The organism is Allobosea sp. BK604 (genome assembly GCF_004341515.1).
Classification (GTDB): domain Bacteria; phylum Pseudomonadota; class Alphaproteobacteria; order Rhizobiales; family Beijerinckiaceae; genus Allobosea.
Window position 1 is genome coordinate 524,554 of the sequence record NZ_SLZF01000003.1, and the last position, 22,145, is coordinate 546,698.

The window sequence follows — 22,145 nt, forward strand, 5'->3', positions numbered from 1 at the left end:
ACGCTCCAATCGGTAGGTAGCCCATGCGAAGGAACAATGACGCCATCAAGGCGTGGGTAGCGGCAGCAGGCCCGGCTCCTTCAGCGTCTCCAGCGCGATTTCCGACCGCACCCGCGCCACGCTCTCATGCGGCAGCAGGATCTCGTTGACCAGGAGCGATAGTTCCTTGAGATCGCCCACCGCGACCTTGAGCAGATAGTCCGCCTCCCCGGTCAGCGCATGCGCCTCGAGCACGGAGGGCGTCAGGCGCACGAGATCGCGGAAGCGGCGGGCATTGTCACGCGAATGGGTGTTGAGCGCGACATGGATGAAGACGGTGACTCCGAGCCCGATCGCGGCCGGCTCGATTAGCGCCCGGTAGCCGCGGATCGTGCCCTCCTCCTCGAGCCGCTGCCGCCGCCGCGAGACCTGGCTCGCCGAAAGCCCGATCTTCTCCGCCAGCGCGCCATTGGTCAGCGAGGCATCCTGCTGGAGCGCATCGAGCAGACGCAGGTCGAAAGCATCGAGTGCGGCCATTTCGTGCAACCCCTCGGAACACCATGCGTGATTCGTGCATAGAATTCGTTCTGACCCACCATTTTGCAAGCTTCGTGCTGGCCCCATGCGTGATCATGCCTAGAACCTGATTGGAGGAGCATGTCATGGGTCCTTTCCCGCACGATTCCGCGCCGCCCGAAATCTCCGAAGCCAACCCGATGGGCACTGACGGCTTCGAGTTCGTCGAATTCGCTCATCCCGAGCCGGAAAAGCTCGACCCCCTCTTCAGGAGCATGGGCTTCACGCCGGTGGCGAGGCATCGCTCCAAGAACGTCACGCTCTACCGCCAGGGCGACGTCAATTTCGTCGTCAATGCCGAGCCGGATTCCTTCGCCCAGGCCTTCGCGTCCGAGCATGGCCCCTGCGCCTGCGCCATGGCCTTTCGCGTCGTCGACGCCAAACATGCCTTCGCGCGCGCCGTCTCGCTGGGAGCAGAGCCCTATGAGAGCAAGGTCGGCCCCGGCGAGCTTCAGATTCCGGCGGTGAAGGGGATTGGCGGCTCGATCCTCTATTTCGTCGATCGCTATGGCGAGAAGGGCTCGATCTGGGACGTCGATTTCGAGTGGCTCGGCGAGCGCGATCCGCATCCCGAGCAGGCCGGGATGTATTATCTCGACCACCTCACCCACAACGTCCATCGCGGCCGCATGGACCATTGGGCCGGCTGGTACGGCGATCTCTTCAATTTCCGCGAGATCCGCTTCTTCAACATCGAGGGCAAGCTCACTGGTCTGATCTCGCGGGCCCTGACCTCGCCCTGCGGCAAGATCCGCATCCCGATCAATGAATCGCTCGACGACAAGAGCCAGATCGAGGAATACCTGCGCCAGTACAAGGGCGAGGGCATCCAGCATGTCGCCCTCGGCGCCCGCGACATCTACGCGACCGTCGAACAACTGCGCGCGAACGGCCTGCCCTTCATGCCCTCCCCGCCCGTGACCTATTTCGAGAAGGTCGATACGCGGGTGCCCGGTCATGGCGAGCCGGTCGAGCGGCTGCAGGCGAACGGCATCCTGATCGACGGCGAAGGCGCGGTTGCGCTCGGCGAGAAGGAAGGCCGGATGAGCAAGGTGCTGCTGCAGATCTTCTCCGGCACGGTGCTCGGCCCGATCTTCTTCGAATTCATCCAGCGCAAGGGCGATGACGGCTTCGGCGAGGGCAATTTCCGCGCGCTGTTCGAGTCGATCGAGGAGGACCAGATCCGCCGCGGCGTGCTGGATTACCAGGCAGCGGAGTGATCCCGCGCCGTCATGCTCGGGCTTGTCCCGAGCATCCACGCCTTCAACACCGCGCTCGACGAATGAAGACGTGGATGGTCGGCACGAGGCCGACCATGACGGGAAGGCACTACTGCGCCAGCTTCCGCATCAGCAATGGCGCGCCGACCGCCGGATCCTTGCGCCACTGGCCGTTCTCGAAGATCAGCTCGACGCTGTGGCCGCGCCGGGCGATCAGCGTGAGCCGGCCCGCGGCATAGCGCCAGCCGGCCGGGTCGAATATCGTCAGCCCCGTGTCGTCACAGCGCCCGTCGAAACCGGCCGGCGCCCGGCCGCTTGCATCCGGCGGCCCCGACAATGTCAGGCGGCAGGCCTCGCGATTGGCCTGACGCATCACCGAATAGCGCCCGGGCAGGCTGTCAGCCGCCGGCGCGCTGGCGGGATCGACCGCGGTCGGGCGCGCGGCCAGCGTGGCCGAGCGCTCGGCCGCGCTCTGAACCGGCCTGGCCGGGGCGCGCGGATGATCCTTCGACGAAAGCGCGTATTGCTGGCCATCCGTGCCCTTGCCCTCGATATCGGCGTTCGGCTTGGACCGGGCGAAGACGATCAGCGGCTTGCCGGCATCGTCGTTGAGCTGTGGCAGCCCGCCTGGCGCGACGCTCCAGGACGCGACCCGGCCGAGGATCGGCAGGGCCCGGTGACAGGTCGCGGGAAACCGCACCTGCCGCCCATTCGCCGCCGTCTCGACGCCGAGCGTGATCGTGCACTTGCGCGGCGCGCCGAGCTGCTCGATATCCCAGGCGCCGACCAGCGGCCTGATCTGGTCGGGAGCCGTCGCCGCCCCCCGCGGCAATGGCGGGGTCTGGGCCTGCGCTATGCTCGCGGCGAGGCCCATGATCAGAAGCGAGAGACAGCGCCGCATGACGCGCGCCCTCCGCTGGTTCAGGCCTTCTTCGTCCATGGCGTCTCGGCGACCGGGGTCAGCGGCCCCTTGCCATCGAACCATGACGCGAGGTTGTCGACCAGGAGCTGGCCCATTGCTTCGCGCGTGTGGACCGATGCCGAGCCGACATGCGGCAACAGCACGATATGGTCGATCGCGATCAGCTCGGCCGGCACGCGCGGCTCGTCCTCGAACACGTCGAGACCGGCGGAGAGGATGACCTTGTTCTTCAGCGCCTCGATCAGCGCCTGCTCGTCGACCACCGTGCCGCGCCCGACATTGACAAGGATGCCGTTGGGGCCGAGCGCCTTCAGCACCTCGGCATTGATCATGTGATGCGTCGAGGCGCCACCCGGCGCGACCGAGACCAGCGTATCGACATCAGCCGCCATCTCGACCAGCGAAGGATAGTAGCGATAGGAGACGTCGGCCTGGCGGGTGCGGCCATGATAGGCGACCGGGATGCCGAAGGCCTCGAGGCGGCTCGCCACCGCCTTGCCGATGCGGCCGAGGCCGACGATGCCGACCTTGCGGGTGCGCAGCGAGGTGGTCAGCGGATAGGCCTTCTCCAGCCACTTGCCGGCGCGCAGATAGCGATCGACCTGCGGCAGCTGGCGGACGGTCGCCAGCAGCAGGCCAAGCGCGAGATCCGCGACCTCGTCGGTCAGGACATCCGGCGTATTGGTGACGATCAGCCCACGCTTGCCCGCTTCCTTGGCATCGACATTGTCGTAGCCGACGCCGAAATTCGAGACGATCTCGAGCTTGGGCAGCGCATCGAACAACGAGCCGTCGATCTTCACATGCGAACCGCCGCCCGCGACGCCGCGCACCTTGTCACCAACCTCGCGCAGCATGGCGGCACGGTCCTCGGCCTTCCAGAGCTCGTGCACGGTGAAGCGCTTCTTGAGCTGGTCGGCAGCGTAGGCCATCAGCGGGCCGGTCATGATGATCTCGGTCATGTCGTGAATTTCCGTCGGGCTGGAGAGGCGAAAGGCGGGTGTTGATTTCAGATTTTTAAAACGATTAGATGCGGTCGCCGTGCCGGCGCACGGCGACGCCCTCAGTTCTACACAGCCGGAGGCGCGAGAAAAGCGCATCCTCGGCATATGTAGTATGACTTAATCAGGCAATTTTCGCCGCATTCGCCTTGGCTGCGCTCGGCAGCAGGGCCAATGTGCTGTTGAGGCTGTCGATCACCAGGGCGCTCATCCGGGCGGCCGCGAGCTCTCCGTCCCGCCTGATGATCGCATCGAGTACGCGCTCGTGATCGACGAGCGATTCAACGAAGAAATTCTTGTCGTCGGCCGATTTCAGCAGCAGCGACCACTGGATCGCGGCCGAGACCACGCTCGCAAGGCATTGCAGCGTCGTATTTCCGGCAGCGGCGAAGATCGCCTCGTGGAAGGCGATATCGGAGCGGATCGTCGGCTCGGCATAGGGCGGGTTCTCGATCATGCCGCGATAGCCGGCCTCGATTCGCGCCAGATCGCCCGGCGAGCGCCTGATCGCGGCGAGCTTCGCCGCGCTCGGCTCGATGAAGCAGCGCAATTCGAACAGGTCGCGGATGAAGGTCTCGTTCGGGTCGGCGCGAAAATGCCAGGACAGCACGTCGGGATCGAGCAGGTTCCAGTTCTCGCGCGGAGCGACGCGCGTGCCGCTCTTCGGCCGCGCCTCGATCAGCCCCTTGCCGGTCAGCACCTTCACAGCTTCGCGATAAGCGGTGCGCGAGACCGAGATCTCGGATTTCAGCGCATCCTCGTTCGGCAGGAGATCACCCGCCTTGAAGGTGCCGTCGATGATCGAGACCGCGAGCTTCTGCGCGACCTGCCCGAAGAGACGGTCGGAATTCAGGGTCGTCGGCCGCGAGAAGTCGCGCATCCGCATGGCCGGCGTCCTCGATTCTGCCACGCTGGAACACGCCTTTAGACGGAGGCTCCGGCGCTTGACACGCCCGTGTGTATGATATGACTTTATCGCAGATGGAAACCGACGCAACCGGCGCCGCCTGGTTGCGGAGATTTCCATTGATCGGTCACAAGAAACCGATAGCAGCAATGATGCGGGGGTCTCCCAGGAGACGACGCCGCGTCCTCGAGGAAACAGAGACCGGGAGAAGGCGCAGATGGCCTCAGTCCAGATTGCCGACGTGCGCAAGGCCTATGGCGCGACGCAGGTCATCCATGGCGTCGATATCGATATTTCCGATGGCGAGTTCGTCATTCTCGTCGGCCCATCCGGCTGCGGAAAGTCGACCCTGCTGCGCATGATCGCCGGGCTCGAGAACATTTCCGGCGGCGAGATCCGTATCGGACCGCGCGTCGTCAACGATGTCCCGCCGAAGGAGCGCGACATCGCCATGGTCTTCCAGAACTATGCGCTCTATCCGCATATGACGGTGGCCGACAACATGGCCTTCTCGATGAAGCTGCGGAACGCGCCGAAGGCGGAGATCAACGAGCGCGTCAGCAAGGCTGCCGCCATCCTCGGCCTGGAGAAGCTGCTCGACCGCTATCCGCGCCAGCTCTCGGGCGGCCAGCGCCAGCGCGTCGCCATGGGCCGCGCCATCGTCCGCGACCCGCAGGTCTTCCTGTTCGACGAGCCGCTCTCCAACCTCGACGCCAAGCTGCGCGTGCAGATGCGCACCGAGATCAAGGAGCTGCACCAGCGCCTCAAGACCACCACGGTCTACGTCACGCACGACCAGATCGAGGCCATGACCATGGCCGACAAGATCGTCGTGATGCATGACGGCATCGTCGAGCAGATGGGCGCCCCGCTCGATCTCTACGACCGCCCGGCCAATCTCTTCGTCGCGGCCTTCATCGGCTCGCCCTCGATGAACCTGCTCAAGGGCACGATCACCGCGCAGGGCTTCGAGACCGAGGGTGGCGTGGTCTGGCCGATCGGCCAGCATCCGGCCGATTCCAATGGCAAGGCCGCCGTGCTCGGCATCCGCCCCGAGCATATCCAGCTCAACCCGAACGGGCTCAAGGCCGAGGTCATCGTGGTCGAGCCGATGGGCTCGGAGACCCAGGTCGTGGTCCGCTGTGGCGGCCAGAACCTGACCTGCGTCTTCCGCGAGCGCATCACCGCCAAGCCGGGCGAGAGCATCGGCATCACGCCCGACATCCACGTGACGCATCTCTTCGACGCCGCGACCGGCAAAAGGATTTCGTGAGCCGGGCGCAGTGACGCCGGCGACGCGATGAGGAGCTTTTGACGATGATCGAGGAGCGCGCGCCTCCCGCAAAGGGAAGCGCCGCTCGACAAAAAAGACCGGAATGATCCGGTTCAAGGCCGCCGAAAGAGCCGCCGAGCCACATCCTAGGGAGGGAGAAACTGATGAACTTTGACCGCAGATCGCTGCTCAAGGGTGGCGCCGCTTTGGGCCTGGGTGCCAGCGCGGGCCTGCTCGACTACGCCAAGGCCTGGGCGCAGGCCTCACCCTTCAAGCCCGAGCCGAACGCCCGCATCAACCTGATGCGCTGGAAGCGTTTCGTCGAGGCCGAGGACGCCGCCTTCATGAAGCTCGTCGCCGCCTTCGAGCAGGCGACCGGCGCGAAGATCAACGTCACCAACGAATCCTATGACGACCTGCAGCCGAAGGCCTCCGTGGTCGCCAATACCGGGCAGGGTCTCGACCTGGTCTGGGGCCTCTACTCGCTGCCGCATCTCTTCCCGCAGAAATGCCTCGACCTGACCGACGTCTCGAAATATCTCGGCGATAAGCATGGCGGCTGGTTCCCCTCGGCGCAGGCCTACGGCGCGCTCAACGGCAAGTGGATCGGCATTCCGATCGCCGCCAGCGGCGGCCTCGTGAACTACCGCATCTCTTCGATGCAGAAGGCGGGCTTCAAGGAGTTCCCGAAGGATACGGCCGGCTTCCTGGAGCTCTGCAAGGCGCTGAAGGCGAACAACACCCCGGCCGGTATGGCTTTCGGCCATGCTTCGGGCGACGCCAACACCTGGATACACTGGCTGCTCTGGTCGCACGGCGGCAACCTCGTCGACAAGGACGACAAGGTCATCATCAACTCCCCGGAGACGGCCAAGGCGCTCGAATACGCCAAGGCGCTCTATGATACCTTCATTCCCGGCACGGCCTCGTGGAACGATTCCTCGAACAACAAGGCCTTCCTGGCCGGCGAACTGCACACCACCGTCAATGGCATTTCGGTCTATGTCACGGCGAAGAAGGAGAAGCCCGAGCTCGCCGCCGACATGGATCACGCGTATATGCCGATCGGGCCCATCGGCAAGCCGACTGAGCTGCACCTGCCCTTCACGATGCTGGCCTTCAACTTCACCAAGGTGCCCAATGCCAGCAAGGCCTTCATCGCCTTCATGCTGGATGCGCCGCAGTTCAACCCGTGGATCGAGGCGGCAGGCGGTTATCTGTCGCACTTCCTCGGCGAGTACGACGCCAATCCGGTTTGGACGGCCGATCCCAAGACCACGCCCTATCGTGACGTCGCCAAGCGGACGCTGACCCCCGCCGGCCTCGGCACGCTGGGCGAGAAGGCCGCCGCAGCCATCGCCGATTTCATCGTCGTCGACATGTTCGCGAACTACGTGACCGGCCGCGAGGACGTCAAGGGCGCAATCGCCGGCGCCGAGCGGCAGGCCAAGCGCATCTATCGCTGAAAGAAGACTCCCGGGCGGCCCATTTCGCGACGAGCCGCCCGGGGGACCATTTGACGCCGCGCTCCGGCCGAGACCGCCGGAACCGCACCCCGTTCGAAAACGGAAACGCGATGGTCAACTCAACAATCGACATGCCCTCGGCCCGGACCTCCGGCCGCAGCGAGCGCACCGCCTGGCAAAGGCTGAGCGCGAGCCGCAACTGGCTCGGCTTCTGGTACATGATGCCGGCGGCTCTGATCCTGATCTTGTTCCTCGCCTATCCGCTCTTCCTCGGCGTCTGGCTTTCCTTCACCGACACCAAGATCGGCCGCGGCGGCGAGTTCATCGGCTTCGAGAACTACGAATGGCTCTGGGATGACGGCGTCTTCTGGGTCTCGGTCTTCAACACGCTGCTCTACACCATCGTCGCCAGCATCGCGAAATTCGTGATCGGCCTCTATCTGGCGCTGCTGCTCAACCGGCACCTGCCGTTCAAGGCGATGATCCGCGCCATCGTGCTGATCCCCTTCATCGTGCCGACGGTGCTTTCGGCCATCGCCTTCTGGTGGATTTACGATTCGCAGTTCTCGATCATTTCCTGGTCGCTGCGCCAGCTCGGCTGGATCAGCGGCAATATCAACTTCCTCGGCGATCCCTGGAATGCGCGCTGGTCGACCATCTTCGCCAATGTCTGGCGCGGCGTGCCCTTTATCGCGATCACGCTGCTCGCCGGGCTGCAGACCGTTTCGCCCTCGCTCTACGAGGCCGCGACGCTGGACGGCGCCACGCCCTGGCAGCGCTTCCGCCACATCACCTATCCGTTGCTGACGCCGATCATCGCGGTGGTGATGACCTTCTCGGTTCTCTTCACCTTCACCGATTTCCAGCTCATCTGGGCGCTCACCCGCGGCGGCCCGGTCAACGCGACGCATCTGATGGCAACGCTGTCCTATCAGCGCGCTATCATCGCCGGCCAGCTCGGCGAGGGCGCCGCGATCTCGACGGCGATGATCCCGTTCCTCCTCGCGGCGATCGGTATCGCCTGGTACGGCCTCCAGACCCGCAAATGGCAGCAGGGCGGCAGCAATGACTAGCATCGACGCCGGCACCACCTCGAGCGGCGGCAACCGGGCTGCCACGCAGGATCACAGCGAGGGAATGGCCTATCTCGAGACGCTGCCCAAGCGTGTCGTGACGACCTATATCCCGCTCTTCCTGATCATCGTCGTCCTGCTCTTCCCGTTCTACTGGATGGCGCTGACGGCGGTGAAGCCGGACGACCAGCTGATCGACATGGACCGGGTCAACCCGTTCTGGACGTGGACGCCGACCTTCAAGCATTTCTACAAGCTGCTCTTCGAGAGCGAGTATCCGCGCTGGCTCTGGAACACGATGTTCATCGCGACCTGCGCGACCTTCATCTCGCTCGTCGCCAGCGTGCTCGCCGCCTATGCGATCGTGCGCCTGCGCTTCAAGGGCGGCAATGTCGTCGGCGCGCTGATCTTCCTGGCCTATCTCGTGCCGCCCTCGATCCTGTTCATCCCGCTCGCGACGGTGATCTACAAGGTCGGTCTGTTCGACACGCCGCTGGCCCTGATCCTGGTCTATCCGACCATCCTGATCCCGTTCTCGACCTGGCTCCTGATGGGCTATTTCAAGACCATCCCCTATGAGCTCGAGGAATGCGCCCTGATCGACGGCGCCAGCCGCAGCCAGATCCTGATCAAGATCATCCTGCCGCTCGCCATCCCCGGCCTGATCTCGGCCTTCATCTTCTCCTTCACCCTGTGCTGGAACGAATTCATCTACGCGCTGACCTTCCTGTCCTCGACGCAGAACAAGACCGTTCCGGTCGCGATCGTGAACGAGTTCGTCGATGGCGACATCTATCGCTGGGGCTCGCTGATGGCAGGCGCGCTCGCCGGCTCTCTGCCGCTCGTCATCCTCTATGCGTTCTTCGTCGAGCACTATGTGTCGGCGATGACTGGTGCGGTGAAGGAATAGCGGTCCAATAGGACGATCCCACCGCACAGACTGGACCTGACGTGAGCATCCAATCCATCGCCTTCATCGGCCTCGGCGCCATGGGTGCGCCGATGGCCGAGAACCTGGTCAAGCGCCAGTTCCGTGTCACCGGCTTCGACATGCGGGCCGAGGCGCGCGAGGCGCTGGCCGCGGCTGGCGGACATGCGGCGGACAGTGCCAGGGCCGCGGCCGAAGGCGCCGATGCGCTGGTCCTGATGGTGGTCAATGCCGCGCAGGCCCGCTCCGTCCTGTTCGATGCCGGCGCGCTCGAGGCGCTGGCGCCTGGAGCCACCGTCTTGCTGATGGCGACCTGCCCGCCCGGCGAGGCCGAGGCGATCGCCGCCGCGGTCGAAAAGACCGGCCGGCACCTCGTCGACGCGCCGGTCTCGGGCGGCATCAACGGTGCCCGCGGCGCGACGCTGACGATCATGGTCGGTGCGTCCGAGGGCGATTTCGCCCGCGCCAAGCCGGTGCTCGACGCGATGGGCGACAAGGTCTTCCATGTCGGCACGAAACCCGGCCAGGGCGCGACGGTGAAGACCGTCAACCAGTTGCTCTGCGGCGTCCATATCGCGGCGGCGGCCGAGGCGCTCTCGCTGGCGGAGAAGGCCGGCATCGACGGCGCCCTGCTCTTCGAGATCCTCGGCGGATCCGCCGCTTCTTCCTGGATGCTCAGAGATCGCGGCCCGCGCATGCTGCTCGACGACGCGCCTGTGGCGAGCGCAGTCGACATCTTCGTCAAGGATCTCGGCATCGTGCTCGACGCCGGCCGCTCGGCCAGGACGGCGCTGCCGCTCGCGGCCGCGGCCCATCAGATGTTCCTCGCCAGCTCCGGGCTCGGCCATGGCGCGCGCGACGATTCGCAGGTCGTGCGGGCCTATCGCGCGCTCAACGCCAAGCCTGCGAATGACCCTTGAGAGAAATTTAGCGCTTGGGAGGAGCGGTGGTCCCGCGCACGACCAGCTCGGGCTTGAGCACGATGCGCCTGACCGGCGCGGCCGGCTCTGCGATGCGCCGGATCAGGATCTCGGCCGAGCGGCGGCCCATCTCCTCCTGAAAATTCCGGACGGTAGTCAGCGCCGGATACCATTGCGCCGCCTCCTGCACGTCGTCGCAGCCGACGATCGAGAAATCCGCCCCGGCCTCGCGCCCGCGATGGCGCAGGCCGAGCATGGCGCCAAAGGCGGTGAGGTCGTTGAAGCAGATCGCCGCTGTCGGCTGGTCGGCGACATCGAGCACCTGCTGGATGCCTTTCAGCCCGTTCTCGCGCGTGCCATGGGCCGAATAGACCAGGGCTGGATCGAAGGGCAGCCCATGCCTCGCGAGCGTGTCGCAATAGCCTTCGTAGCGGTTGCGGCTGGTCGAGATCAGCTGGTTCTCGCCGAGAAAGGCGATGCGGCGATGGCCGAGGCCGATCAGGTGCTCCAACGCCAGCTCGGTACCGTGCCTGTCGTCGGAGCCGACGAAATCGAGCTCCAGCCCCGGGATCTCGCGCGAAAGCTGGACCAGGGGCATATCGGCGGCGATCAGATGGCTGAAGCTCTCGGCGGTGCTGCCGCCGGCCGCGCAGACCAGCATCCCGTCCGGCCGGTATTCCTTCAGCGTCGTCAGCGCCCGCTCCTGCCGGTCGAGCTTCTCGCCATAGGTCGCGAGCAGGATCGAACGGCCGCGTTCGGCCGCAGTCTCCTCGATCGCCGCAAGAAGCTCGGCGAAATAGGGATTGGTGATGTCGTGGAAGCCGACACCCAGGATATTGGTGCGGTCGGTCCGCAGCGAGGCAGCGCTGCGATTATAGCTATAGCCCATCTCGCGGGCGAGCTGCTGCACCCGCAGCCGCGTCGCCTCGGCCACCAGCGGCGAGTTGCGCAGTGCGAGCGAGACCGTCGCCGTCGAAACCGCGAGCTGTTCGGCGATGATCTGCAAGGTCACGCGGGCGCGGCCGCTGCCCATGCGCAGGCCGCCCGTGGCATTGCTCTCTGGCGGCAGGCCGTCCGTCGTCATGCATCCCTCGAAAGAGCGGCGATGCCGCTCCGGATCCTCACCTGTCCTCTCACATAAAGCGGAGAAATTGAAGATGAGCAGCAGCAAGGAAGCCGTGGGCTTCATCGGCGTCGGCCTGATGGGCCAGGGCATGGCGAGCTGCCTGCTCGCCAAGGGCTTTCCGCTCACCGTGATGGGCCACCGCAACCGCAAGCCGGTCGAGGAGCTCGTCGCCGCCGGCGCCAAGGAAGCCAAGACGCCGAAGGAGCTCGCCAGCCAGGCAACGATCATCTTCCTCTGCGTGACCGGTTCGGCCCAGGTCGAGGCCGTATTGACCGGGCCTGACGGCATCATTGCCGGCGCCAAGCCCGGCACGGTCGTCGTCGACTGCTCGACCTCCGATCCCACCGTGACCGTCAAGCTCGCCGCCGAGCTCGAGGCCAAGGGCCTGCATCTTTGCGACGCGCCGCTAGGCGGCACCCCGGCCCAGGCCACGCTCGGCCAGCTCTCGACCATGGTCGGCGCCAGCGACGAGGTCTTCGCCCGGATCAAGCCGGCCTGCGAGGCCTGGGCCCAGAAGGTCACGCATCTCGGCCCTGTCGGCGACGGCCACAAGATGAAGCTGCTCAACAACTTCCTCTCGATGGGCTACGGCGCGATCTATGCGGAGGCGCTGGTGCTGGCGCAGAAGATCGGCATCACCCCGCAGACCTTCAACAGCGTGCTGTCCGGCAGCCGCATGGATTGCGGCTTCTACCAGACCTTCATGAAATACGTGCTGGAGCGTGACCGCGACGCCCATAAGTTCACGCTGGTCAACGCGCTGAAGGATGTGCGCTATCTCGAAGGCGTCGCCAATGCCGCGGGCGTGCCCAACCCGGTCGGCAATGCCGTCAAGAACGTCTACGCCTCGGCGGTCGCCGCCGGCCGCGGCGACGACTACGTGCCGATGATCTCCGACTGGGTCGCCGAGCTCAACGGCGTCTCCCTCGGCAAGAAGGGTTGAAAGCTCCCGTCATTGCGACGAGCGCAGAGATCGTTCGAGACGTCTACCGGGGTGAGCCGACTGGCGTGGCTGTCGAGAACCGGAGCGGAGCGGTCCGTGAGCACCGGAAGCACGGATAGCTGCGTCAGAACCGTGGACATGTTCTGGACGTATCGAGCGATCTCTCAATCGAGGCGGGCCGAGCCTTCGGGCACGGCCCGCACCCGCTCGCGATAGAGCAGGTAGAGGCCCGACGCGATCACGATCGCCGCGCCGATGAAGGTGAAACGGTCGGGCAATTGCCCGAACACCAGATAGCCGAGCGCGACCATCCAGATGATCTGCGAATAGATGAAGGGCGCGAGCACCGTCGCCGGCGCCAGGCGATGGGCCAGGATCAGCATCCAGTGGCCGACGCCGCCCATCGCGCCGACAAAAGCCATCAGCCCCCAGGAAAAGGCGTCGGGCGGCCAGGTCCAGAAGAACGGGACCAGTGGAATCATCGCGATCGTGCCGGCCGCGCCCGAATAGACCATGGTGGTCTCGGGCGGGTCATAGGCAGCGAGGATGCGCGTCGAGAGCGAGTAGAAGGCATAGCAGAAGACGCTGATCACCGAGAGCAGCGCCGCCGGATGCATGCCGCCCAGCCCCGGCCGCGCCACCACGAGCACGCCGAGGAAGCCGATGCCGATCGCGATCAGGCGGCGCGGTCCCGGCCATTCGCCGAGGAGCGGACCCGAGACGAGCGCCACCAGCAGCGGCGTCGCGAACATGATCGAGACCGTCTCGGCGAGCTGAAGATATTGCAACGCGAAGAAGTTGAGCGCCGTCGAGCCGAGCAGCAGCAGCGAGCGGAAGGCCTGCAGCCAGGGCCGGCGCGTGTGCATGATGCCGGGATGGCTCCACGGATTCAGCAGGAGCGAGACCAGGATGACGCTGCCGGCATAGCGCGCGAACACGACCTGCAGCGGGTCCATTTCGCGCCCGAGCCATTTCGCGCTGGTGTCGAGTGCGGAGAAGCAGACCACCGCTGCGCACATCAGGCCAATGGCAATCAACCGCGTGCGGCGGGTCTCAGGATGATGGGAATAAACGGCGGGCAAGGGGTGTCCCGTCATGCGTGGAGAGAATGACGGAACCAGATTTAACCGATTTATATCGCGAAGCCAGTGCGTTGGAGCATGCGCTCCATGCGTATGTCAGGCGGCGTCGCTCTCAGCCTCGTCGCCTTCGGCATCGGCATCGTCGACGTCGACGCCCGCCTTGGACAGGCCCTTGGAGGCCTTGCGCAGCAGCTTGCGCAACTGCTTGCGCTCCTTGGCGTCGAGCTTCTCGAGCAGCTCGTCCTCGACCTGATTCCAGACCGCATCGAGCGCCGCCGCCGTCTTCTGGCCGCTCTCGGTCAGCGCCACCTGGACGAGACGTCCGTCGCGGCCGCCGCCTTCGCGCGTCACGAGGCCCTGCAAGGAAAGCCGGCCAATCGTCTTGGAAACAGTCGGCGGCTTGACGCGCAGCAGCGTCGCGAGCTCACCCATGGTCATCGGCGCCGGCTGCAACGCCTTCAACGCCTGCTCCTGACCGGGGAACAACCCGAGCGCATTCAGCCGCTCGCCCATACGCGAACGATGCAGCCGCGCAGCCACCAGAAGGGCCCGCCCGACACTTTTCTCGAGGGACTTGGTCATGAGCCGGTCCTTGGAAAGTGATCGAAATAATTTTTCGCCGGCTGTCAGATCGCTTGTGATCATGACGGCGTGATGACGCGGTTGCAGCACGGAATCAGAGCATACGCATCTTTTTTTCGACTATCCCCAGATATGCCGCGCGGCTTTCGGGCGTGGCGCGGTTCATGTCGTAATGCGCCAGATAGAGCGGCCGCGCCATGGGATGACAGACCGCGCGCACCGCCCGTTTCACCAGCTTGCGCGGCGGGTCGCCCATCAGGAAGGCGCGCCAGCGCGTGCCGCCATAGCTCGTGACCGCCGCGAGCTTGCGGATGTTCCAGAGATTCGGCCTGACGACGCCGTCCACGAGCTTGAAGGAGACGCCGGGCAGGAAGACCCGGTCGAAAAACCCCTTCAAAATCGCCGGATATCCGTAATTCCAGACCGGAAAGCACAGAACCAGCGCCTCGGCGGCCCGTAAACGCGCGACATAGCCGGCAACGGGATCTGTGTTGCTGGCAAGATCATGATAACCCACACGCTCGGCATGGCTCAGCAGCGGATCGAAGCCCTCGGCATAGAGATCGCAATCATCGACCTCATGCCCGGCCTCTTGCAGCCCTTTCAGGACGGCGCCATGCAGCGCCGCTCCAAAGCTGTTCGGATCGGGATGAGCGTAGAGGACGAGGACGCGCATCTCAGCCGGAAACTCCCGCTTGCGCCAGGCTGCGGAACAGGAAGGTCTTGCCCGAGCGATAATCGTAAGCCGGATCTTCCCAGGCGATCATCTTGCCGGGATTGAGCAACCCCTGCGGATCGGCCTCGCGCTTGAAGGCGAGTTGCAAGTCGTCCGTTTGCTTCATGCCGCCCTCCTCCAGCGTGTAGCGATGCGGATTGAAGATCGGCGCGCCCATCTCCTCGTGGATCGCGATGATCTCTTCCAGCCGCTCCTCACTGGTGAAGCGCACCAACGGCAGGCCGAAGCAGGTGACCTTGCCGTCGAAACGGACGAATTCGAGGTGGCAAAGCACCTCGTCGCCGAAGCGCGCATGGATGCGCTCGATCAGTTCGACCTGGTTCGGGAACGGATAGAGCACCTGGAGATAGGTGACGGACGGATCGACCCTGAGCGCCCGCAGCGTCGTGTGGTTCCAGCCGAGCTCGTATCCCGGTGGCAGGCCCTTGGCTTCCTCCGGCGAGAGCTTGTCGGAACGCATCAGCAGTTCCGCGCCACGGAAGAGCCTGGAATAGGCGAGCAGCGCATCGACGGCGAAATCGGCGGCCATGACGATGACGAGATGGCTCTCGCGCGGCAGGAATTTTCGATGCCGCAGGAAATAGTCGTGCGGGATCGGCGCCGCTACCACCGCGAGATTCTTCAGCGCCAGGCCGTCCTGCTCGCCGAGCGCATTGGCGAACTCGGTCGCGGCCCGCAGCGTCTCGAAGCCAAGGATGACGTCGACCCAGTCATAGGCCGGCCCGAGCGGCATCTCGACCTCGGTGATGATGCCGTTGGTGCCATAGGCGTGCGCGACCTTGTGCAGGTTCTCGCCGGCGATCTCGAGGATGCGCGGACTGGCCTCCATCGTCGCGACCTTGAGCCGGATGATGTTGCCCCAGTCGCGCAGGCCGCCCCATTTGATCGAGCCGACGCCACCCGAGCCGCCGGCGATGAAGCCGCCGATCGAGGCGGTCTGATAGGTCGAGGGATGCAGGCGCAGCTCCTGGCGCGAATGCGCCCGGGTTTCGTCGTCGATGCGCGCCATGATCGCGCCGGGTTCGGCGACATAGCGGCCGGGATGGATCGCCTTCACCTTGTTGAAGCCGGAGAGATCGAGCAGCACGCCGCCGGAGAGCGGCATGGCCTGGCCGTAATTGCCCGTCCCCGTGCCGCGCGGCGTCACCGGGATGCCGAGCGCATGGCAGGCGGACAGCACCTCCAGCACCTCGGCCTCGCTCGTCGGCGAGACCAGGATATCGGCCGTGACATGGTCGAGCTGGCGCTTCAGAATCGGGGAATACCAGAAGAAGTCGCGACTCTTCTGCTTCACCAGCGCCGGATTGTCCTCGCTGCGGATCGAGCCCAGGCGGGCCTTCAGGCCGGCGATGTCATAGCGTTGGCTCATGCAAATTGATCCTGTGCCGTCATGCTCGGCCTTGTGCCGAGCATCCGTGTCTTGAACACCGCCCTCGACAAAGGAAGACGCGGATGGTCCGGACAAGCCCGACCATGACGGGAAGGGACGATGGCGAGACGTATCATTGCGCCGCGACCGCCATCAGATGGTCGAGTTCACGATGGTCAGGCAAGGTCCGGTCGATCGGCTTGCCATTGACCAGCACGGTCCGGTCGGATTGCGGCCTGGCGAAGAACTCGGTCCAGTCGCGGGCGCGGGTCAGGATCAGGTCCGCCGCCCCATCAGGCGCGATCACGCCCTGTCCCTCGCAGCCCATGATCGCAGCAGGCGTCCGCGCCACCGCATTGGCCCAGTCGGCGCCGGAATGGTCGAGCTGGAGAATACGCGTACCCTCGCGCAGAACTTCGATCAGGTCGAGATCGCCATAGGCGTAGAACGGGTCGCGCGTATTGTCGGAGGCGATCATCACCGGCACGCCTGCCGCCTTGAGCTCATGCAACGCCGTGACGCCGCGCCAGCGTGGCGTGCGCCCGGCCTGCCGGTCCTGCAGATACATGTTGCACATCGGCAGGGAGACGACGGCGATGCCGGCGTCCCTGACCTTGCCGATGATCCGCGCTTCGTCCTCAGGCGTCTGCAGGGCGAGCGAGCAGGTATGGCCCGCCAGGACTTTGCCGGCGAAGCGATGCCGCAAGGCCGCTTCGGCGATGAGCTCGAGCGTGCGTGCTTCCGGATCATTGGTCTCGTCGACATGGAAATCGAGGTCGAAGCCGTGTTCGATCGCGTTTCGGAAGACGATGTCGAGCGCCTTCTCGATCTCGGGGATCATATAGGTGACGCAGCCGAAGAGCCCGTCGCCATGCGCCTTCACCGCTGCCGTGACCGCTTTCATATGCTCGGCATCGACAACAAACTGGACGCCGAAGAGTGGCGAGGCCTGCAATGCGATCCGCCCGGCCCATTTGGCCCGGAGCTCAGCCAGCACCGGCCAGGAAATGCCGATCTGCTTGCCGACCGAGTCGATATGCGTACGGACCGCCGCCGTGCCGTGAGCGTAGGCGCAGCGCAGGCCGAACTCCATGCGGGTGCGCACGTCATCTGCCGACCAGTTCGCCTCGCGGTCGACCATGACATTATTGAGCGCACCCATGAAGGTGCCGTCGGGATTGCGCCGGCGCGGCCAGATATGGCCCTTGTCGAGATGAACGTGCACATCGACAAGCCGCGGCAGCACGATGCCGCCGTCGAGATCCAATGCAGGTCCTGCATCCGGCGTCTCGGTGCCAGCCGGCAGGATCGAGACGATGCGGCCGTCCTCGATGCCGAGATCGACCAGCGCCAGCCCATCGGGATCAGCGGCCAAGCTGGCGCCGTCGATCAGGCAAAGCGCGGAGCGGGCATTGGTCAGGCGATAGGCGCTGGCATTCGGGATGGCGGCAAAACCGGTCGTCACGTCAAAGCTCCCTCCAGCGCATGGCCGATCGTTACCGGGCAGCGCGGGCGGCGGCAAGGATCAAGCATCGAGGCGGGCGGCAAAGGCCGTGCCGCTTGCAGCGGCCGGCCCGATCGCGCATGAGGACGTCTCGCGGTAGAGGACGGCACCATGGCGGAACAGGCTGTGATCATCGACGGCAAGGCGGCGGCGGCGTCACTTCGCGCCGAGATCGGCCGGGAGGTTGCGGCGATCAAGGCGGCACGCGGCGTCGTGCCCGGCCTGCATGTCGTCCTGGTTGGCGACGATCCGGCGAGCCGCGTCTATGTGAACTCCAAGGAGAAGCTCGCGGCCGAGATCGGCATGAACTCCGCCGTGCACCGCCTGTCGGCCGAAACCAGCGAGGCCGAGCTCCTCGCCAAGGTCGCCGAGCTCAATGCCGACGATGCCGTCGACGGCATCCTGGTGCAGCTGCCGCTGCCGAAGCATATCGATGTCGACAAGGTCATCGAGGCGATCGACCCGGCCAAGGATGTCGATTGCTTCCATCCGATCAATGTCGGCCGGCTCGCCGCCGGCCAGGGCAAGCTCATCCCCTGCACGCCGCTGGGCTCGATGATCCTGCTGAAGCAGACCCTGCCCTCGCTCGCCGGCCTGGAAGCGGTGGTGATCGGCCGTTCCGGCATTGTCGGCCGGCCGATGGCGCAATTGCTGGTCCAGGCCGATTGCACCGTCACCATCGCCCATTCGCGCACGCGCGATCTGGCCGAGGTGGTGCGGCGGGCGGATATCGTCGTCGCCGCGGTCGGCCGCCCGCATTTCGTCAAGGGCGACTGGATCAAGCCTGGTGCAACGGTGATCGATGTCGGCATCAACCGCCTGCCCGACGGCAAGCTCGCCGGTGATGTCGACTTCGCCGAGGCTGTGAAGGTCGCCGGCGCGATCACGCCGGTGCCCGGCGGCGTCGGCCCGATGACGATCGCCTGCCTGCTGCGCAACACGCTGACGGCTTTTCACGCGCGGCGGGGCTGAGCGTCTCGTCCAGCGTCATTGCGACGTGCGAACGCGGCAAGCAGTCCCGGAGGCGCGAGGCCCTGGATTGCTTCGCGGAGCCTGTACTCGGGCTTGCCGAAGGCAAGGCCCGGGTGCTCGCAATGACGGCAGGCCGCCAGATCACATATGGATCTGGCGCTTCTCCACGGCCATCGCCGCTTCCTTGACCGCTTCCGAGAGCGTCGGATGGGCGTGGCAGGTGCGGGCGAGGTCTTCCGACGAGCCGCCGAACTCCATCAGCACCGTCACCTCGGCGATGAGATCGCCGGCATGCGGGCCGATGATGTGGCAGCCGAGCACCCGGTCGGTCGCGGCGTCGGCGAGGACCTTCACGAAGCCATCGGTATGGCGGATGGCGCGCGCCCGGCCATTGGCGGTAAAGGGGAACTTGCCGATCTTGTAGGCGATGCCTGCGGCCTTGAGCTCTTCCTCGGTCTTGCCGATCGTCGCCACTTCCGGCGCCGTGTAGATGATGCTCGGGATCGCTTCGTAGTTCACATGCCCGGCCTTGCCGGCGATGATCTCGGCGACAGCAACGCCCTCATCCTCGGCCTTATGGGCCAGCATGGCGCCTCTCACCACGTCGCCGATGGCGTAGATGCCGGGAACATTGGTCTGGAAGTGATCGTCGATGGTCACGCGGCCGCGCTCGGTGGCGACGCCGGCAGCCTCAAGCCCAAGCCCCTCGGTGTTCGGCCGGCGGCCGATCGAGACCAGCACGATATCGGCCGAGAGCGTCTTGGCATCGCCGCCCGCGGCGGGCTCGACGGTGACGACAGTGCCCTTCTTGGTCGCGTCGACCTTGGTGACCTTCGAGCCGAGATGGAACTCGAAGCCCTGCTTCTGTAGAATGCGCTGGAACTGCTTGGCGACCTCGTCATCGATGCCGGGCAGGATGCGGTCGAGGAATTCGACCACCGTGACCTTGGCGCCGAGGCGGCTCCAGACCGAGCCGATCTCGAGCCCGATCACGCCCGCGCCGACGACCAGGAGCTCCTTCGGCACGGCTGTGAGCTCGAGCGCGCCGGTCGAGGTCACGACGGTCTTCTCGTCGATGGTGACGCCGGGCAGCGGCGCCGATTCCGAGCCGGTGGCGATGACGATGTTCTTGGTCTCCAGCACCTGCGTGCCGCCATCGGCGAGCTTGACCTCGACCTTGCCGGCGCCGGGGATGCTCGCCGTGCCGTGGAAGGCGTCGATCTTGTTCTTCTTCAGCAGGAAGGCGACGCCGTTGACGTTGGCATCCACGGTCTCCTGCTTGTGGGTCATCATCTGCTTCAGCTCAAGCTTGGGCTTGCCGACGGCGATGCCGAGCGCAGGGAAGGTGTGCGCCGCCTCCTCGAACATCTCCGATGCATGCAGCAGCGCCTTGGACGGGATGCAGCCGACATTCAGGCAGGTGCCGCCATGGGTCTTGCGCTTCTCCACGACGGCGGTCTTGAGGCCGAGCTGGGCTGCGCGAATGGCCGCGACATAGCCGCCGGGACCGGTGCCGATGACGACGAGATCGTAGGACATGAAGTTCTTCCGCTGAGGATGGCGTTCGGGACTTGGCCGACTGGCGCCGGAGGGACGCAGGCGTTGCGTCCGGCCATACATCGCTTTGCGCGGCGACGCCATGCCGACAATGGCTGGCAAGGTTGCAAGTCGGCTGGCGGCGGCCCACGACTCAAGGCATAAGAATGAAGTCAACGATAAGAACAAAGGAAACATAAGGTCGTACGACTATCGTCGTATTCCATGGGAAGGGAAGGGCATTCCATGTGGAACCAGGTCTATGATCCATTCGGCAACAGCGTCTTGTCGACGCTTGCCGCAGCGGTACCTGTCGTCATCTTGCTCGGGCTCATCGCGTCAAACGCCGTCAAGGCCCACATCGCTGCGGTGATCGCCTTGATCGCCGCCAATATTATCGCAATCTTCGTGTTTACCATGCCAGCCGGCATGTCGTTCCGGGCGACGTTGCTCGGCGCCGTGACGGGCTTCTTCCCGATCGGCTGGATCGTGCTCAATGTCATCTTTCTTTACCGGCTCACGGTCGAGAAAGGCGCTTTCGAAATACTGCAGACCACGATTGGCGGCGTCACCAGCGACCGACGCATCCAGCTCCTGCTGATCGCTTTCGCCTTCGGCGCCTTCTTCGAGGGCGCCTCCGGCTTCGGCACGCCGGTCGCCGTCACCGGCGCCATCCTGATCGGGCTCGGCTTCTCGCCGCTCGCGGCCTCCGGCCTGTCGCTGATCGCCAACACCGCGCCCGTCGCCTATGGCGCGCTGGGAACGCCGATCCAGGGCCTGTCGCAGGTCACCGGCATCGATCCGTTCCTGCTCGGCGCCATGGTCGGCCGGCAATTGCCCTTCTTCTCGCTGCTTGTGCCGTTCTGGCTGATCTGGGTCTTCGCCGGCTTCCGGGGAATGCTGCAGATCTGGCCGGCGATCCTGGTCACCGGCGTCTCCTTCGCCATACCGCAATTCCTGATCTCGAACTTCATCAACCCCTGGATCGTCGATATCGGCGCCTCGCTAATCTCGATGGCCTGCCTGATCGGCTTCCTGCAGGTCTGGCGGCCGCGCGAGGTCTGGACCTCGCCGAAGCTGCGCAGCCATGACATCTCCGACCAAGGCCGCATCGTCCCGGTCCCGGCCATCACCTCGCCGAGCAGCAGCCAGGTCTGGCTGGCGCTGACGCCCTGGATCATCGTCTGCATCGTGCTGCTGATCTGGGGCACGGGCTGGTTCAAGAGCGCGGTCAATCCCTGGGCGACCTGGAACTATGCCGTGCCTGAGCTGCACAACATGATCAACAAGGTCGCGCCGGTGGCGCCGAAGCCGACGCCGGAAGGCGCGATCTTCTCCTTCACCTGGCTGACCTATACCGGCTCGGGCATGCTGATCGCCGCGATCATCTCGGGCTTCGCGCTCGGCTTTACGCCGGGCGGGATGATCAGGACCTATGCCCAGACGATCAGGCTCTGCGCCTATTCGCTGATCACCATTGCGGCGATGCTGGCGATCGGCACCCTGACACGGCTCTCGGGGATCGACGCCACGCTCGGCCTCGCCTTCGCCGGAACCGGCGTGCTCTATCCCTTCTTCGGCACGCTGCTCGGCTGGCTCGGCGTGGCGCTGACCGGCTCCGACACCGCCTCGAACGTGCTCTTCGGCAATTTGCAGAAGATTACCTCCGAGCAGCTCGGCCTCTCGCCGATCCTGATGGGCGCCGCCAATTCCTCCGGTGGCGTCATGGGCAAGATGATCGACGCGCAATCCATCGTCGTGGCCTCGACGGCGACCAACTGGTTCGGCCATGAGGGCACGATCCTGCGCTTCGTCTTCTGGCACTCGATCGCGCTCGCCTGCCTGGTCGGCGGGCTGGTGATGCTGCAGGCCTATGTCCATCCCTTCTCGGCGATGGTGGTGCGGTAGGGTGCGTCAGGGCGAACGGCCTCGTTGGAGGCCGTTCGCGAATTCGCTGGCGAGAGTCGGCTGGCGTGGCCGTCGAGAACCGGAGCGGAGCGTACATCGGTACGTGAGCACCGGAAGCGCAG

The 22,145-nt window shown here is 65.3% G+C and carries 19 protein-coding genes and 1 pseudogene; 9 read left to right on the forward strand and 11 right to left on the reverse strand.

Going from position 1 to position 22,145, the window contains the following annotated elements; genetic code table 11:
- Positions 1–45 precede the first annotated feature (45 nt).
- A complete protein-coding gene (locus EV560_RS11900; RefSeq protein WP_131855951.1) occupies positions 46–516 on the reverse strand; it encodes an Lrp/AsnC family transcriptional regulator in 471 nt (156 codons plus the stop codon).
- Positions 517–641: 125 nt separating this feature from the next.
- Here EV560_RS11900 and hppD point away from each other — a divergent pair, with 125 nt between their 5' ends.
- Complete coding sequence (gene hppD, locus EV560_RS11905; protein ID WP_131855952.1) at positions 642–1,775, forward strand: 4-hydroxyphenylpyruvate dioxygenase; 1,134 nt, start codon at positions 642–644, stop codon at positions 1,773–1,775.
- Positions 1,776–1,884: 109 nt separating this feature from the next.
- Here the strand turns inward: hppD and EV560_RS11910 are convergent, their stop codons facing one another.
- The 3 genes from EV560_RS11910 to EV560_RS11920 all read right to left on the reverse strand — a co-directional run bounded on the left by EV560_RS11910 (position 1,885) and on the right by EV560_RS11920 (position 4,584).
- Positions 1,885–2,715 carry an AprI/Inh family metalloprotease inhibitor gene (locus tag EV560_RS11910; protein WP_165923427.1) on the reverse strand — a complete coding sequence of 277 codons (831 nt, stop codon included), beginning with the start codon at positions 2,713–2,715 and terminating at the stop codon, positions 1,885–1,887.
- Positions 2,697–3,659 carry a 2-hydroxyacid dehydrogenase gene (locus EV560_RS11915; RefSeq protein WP_248311998.1) on the reverse strand — a complete coding sequence of 321 codons (963 nt, stop codon included), beginning with the start codon at positions 3,657–3,659 and terminating at the stop codon, positions 2,697–2,699. The genes EV560_RS11910 and EV560_RS11915 overlap by 19 nt, the downstream gene beginning before the upstream one ends.
- A 163-nt stretch (positions 3,660–3,822) precedes the next feature.
- Entirely contained in the window at positions 3,823–4,584 is a 762-nt protein-coding gene (locus tag EV560_RS11920; RefSeq protein WP_165923428.1) for a FadR/GntR family transcriptional regulator, read from the reverse strand.
- A gap of 238 nt (positions 4,585–4,822) precedes the next feature.
- Here EV560_RS11920 and EV560_RS11925 point away from each other — a divergent pair, with 238 nt between their 5' ends.
- From EV560_RS11925 to EV560_RS11945, 5 genes and pseudogenes are all read left to right on the forward strand, one after another.
- The gene (locus EV560_RS11925; RefSeq protein WP_131855955.1) at positions 4,823–5,878 is read left to right on the forward strand and encodes an ABC transporter ATP-binding protein; all 1,056 of its coding nucleotides are present in this window, start codon (positions 4,823–4,825) and stop codon (positions 5,876–5,878) included.
- A 164-nt stretch (positions 5,879–6,042) separates the two neighbouring features.
- Entirely contained in the window at positions 6,043–7,344 is a 1,302-nt protein-coding gene (locus EV560_RS11930) for an ABC transporter substrate-binding protein (RefSeq protein ID WP_131855956.1), read from the forward strand.
- Positions 7,345–7,454: 110 nt separating this feature from the next.
- A complete protein-coding gene (locus EV560_RS11935; protein ID WP_248311999.1) occupies positions 7,455–8,417 on the forward strand; it encodes a carbohydrate ABC transporter permease in 963 nt (320 codons plus the stop codon).
- Entirely contained in the window at positions 8,410–9,327 is a 918-nt protein-coding gene (locus tag EV560_RS11940; RefSeq protein ID WP_131855957.1) for a carbohydrate ABC transporter permease, read from the forward strand. Before EV560_RS11935 ends, EV560_RS11940 begins: the two co-directional genes overlap by 8 nt.
- 17 nt (positions 9,328–9,344) lie before the next feature.
- Positions 9,345–10,265, forward strand: a pseudogene (locus tag EV560_RS11945) (NAD(P)-dependent oxidoreductase); the annotation flags it as partial.
- 7 nt (positions 10,266–10,272) lie between these two features.
- Here the strand turns inward: EV560_RS11945 and EV560_RS11950 are convergent.
- Positions 10,273–11,349 (reverse strand): LacI family DNA-binding transcriptional regulator, encoded by a 1,077-nt coding sequence (locus tag EV560_RS11950; protein WP_248312000.1) that lies wholly within the window; start codon positions 11,347–11,349, stop codon positions 10,273–10,275.
- On the opposite strand from EV560_RS11950, the gene EV560_RS11955 reads away from it, so the two are divergent.
- On the forward strand, positions 11,348–12,334 hold the full coding sequence (locus EV560_RS11955) for an NAD(P)-dependent oxidoreductase (protein ID WP_131855959.1): 987 nt from the start codon (positions 11,348–11,350) through the stop codon (positions 12,332–12,334). The genes EV560_RS11950 and EV560_RS11955 overlap by 2 nt on opposite strands.
- A gap of 164 nt (positions 12,335–12,498) precedes the next feature.
- Here EV560_RS11955 and EV560_RS11960 read toward each other — a convergent pair whose 3' ends face one another.
- The 5 genes from EV560_RS11960 to EV560_RS11980 form a co-directional block, all read right to left on the reverse strand.
- Positions 12,499–13,416: a DMT family transporter gene (locus EV560_RS11960; RefSeq protein WP_248312002.1), complete on the reverse strand. Its 918-nt coding sequence runs from the start codon at positions 13,414–13,416 to the stop codon at positions 12,499–12,501.
- A 96-nt stretch (positions 13,417–13,512) separates the two neighbouring features.
- The gene (locus EV560_RS11965; RefSeq protein ID WP_131855961.1) at positions 13,513–13,998 is read right to left on the reverse strand and encodes a MarR family winged helix-turn-helix transcriptional regulator; all 486 of its coding nucleotides are present in this window, start codon (positions 13,996–13,998) and stop codon (positions 13,513–13,515) included.
- Between the two features lie 94 nt (positions 13,999–14,092).
- Entirely contained in the window at positions 14,093–14,674 is a 582-nt protein-coding gene (locus EV560_RS11970) for an NAD(P)H-dependent oxidoreductase (protein ID WP_131855962.1), read from the reverse strand.
- 1 nt (position 14,675) lies between these two features.
- Positions 14,676–16,103 carry an FAD-binding oxidoreductase gene (locus EV560_RS11975; protein ID WP_131855963.1) on the reverse strand — a complete coding sequence of 476 codons (1,428 nt, stop codon included), beginning with the start codon at positions 16,101–16,103 and terminating at the stop codon, positions 14,676–14,678.
- Between the two features lie 133 nt (positions 16,104–16,236).
- Positions 16,237–17,568: a cytosine deaminase gene (locus tag EV560_RS11980; RefSeq protein ID WP_131855964.1), complete on the reverse strand. Its 1,332-nt coding sequence runs from the start codon at positions 17,566–17,568 to the stop codon at positions 16,237–16,239.
- A 150-nt stretch (positions 17,569–17,718) separates the two neighbouring features.
- On the opposite strand from EV560_RS11980, the gene folD reads away from it, so the two are divergent.
- Positions 17,719–18,579, forward strand: coding sequence for a bifunctional methylenetetrahydrofolate dehydrogenase/methenyltetrahydrofolate cyclohydrolase FolD (folD, locus tag EV560_RS11985; RefSeq protein ID WP_131855965.1), 861 nt, complete (start codon positions 17,719–17,721; stop codon positions 18,577–18,579).
- Positions 18,580–18,720: 141 nt separating this feature from the next.
- Here folD and lpdA read toward each other — a convergent pair whose 3' ends face one another.
- Positions 18,721–20,118 carry a dihydrolipoyl dehydrogenase gene (lpdA, locus tag EV560_RS11990; protein ID WP_131855966.1) on the reverse strand — a complete coding sequence of 466 codons (1,398 nt, stop codon included), beginning with the start codon at positions 20,116–20,118 and terminating at the stop codon, positions 18,721–18,723.
- Between the two features lie 243 nt (positions 20,119–20,361).
- On the opposite strand from lpdA, the gene EV560_RS11995 reads away from it, so the two are divergent.
- Entirely contained in the window at positions 20,362–22,023 is a 1,662-nt protein-coding gene (locus EV560_RS11995) for an L-lactate permease (RefSeq protein ID WP_131855967.1), read from the forward strand.
- Positions 22,024–22,145 lie beyond the last annotated feature (122 nt).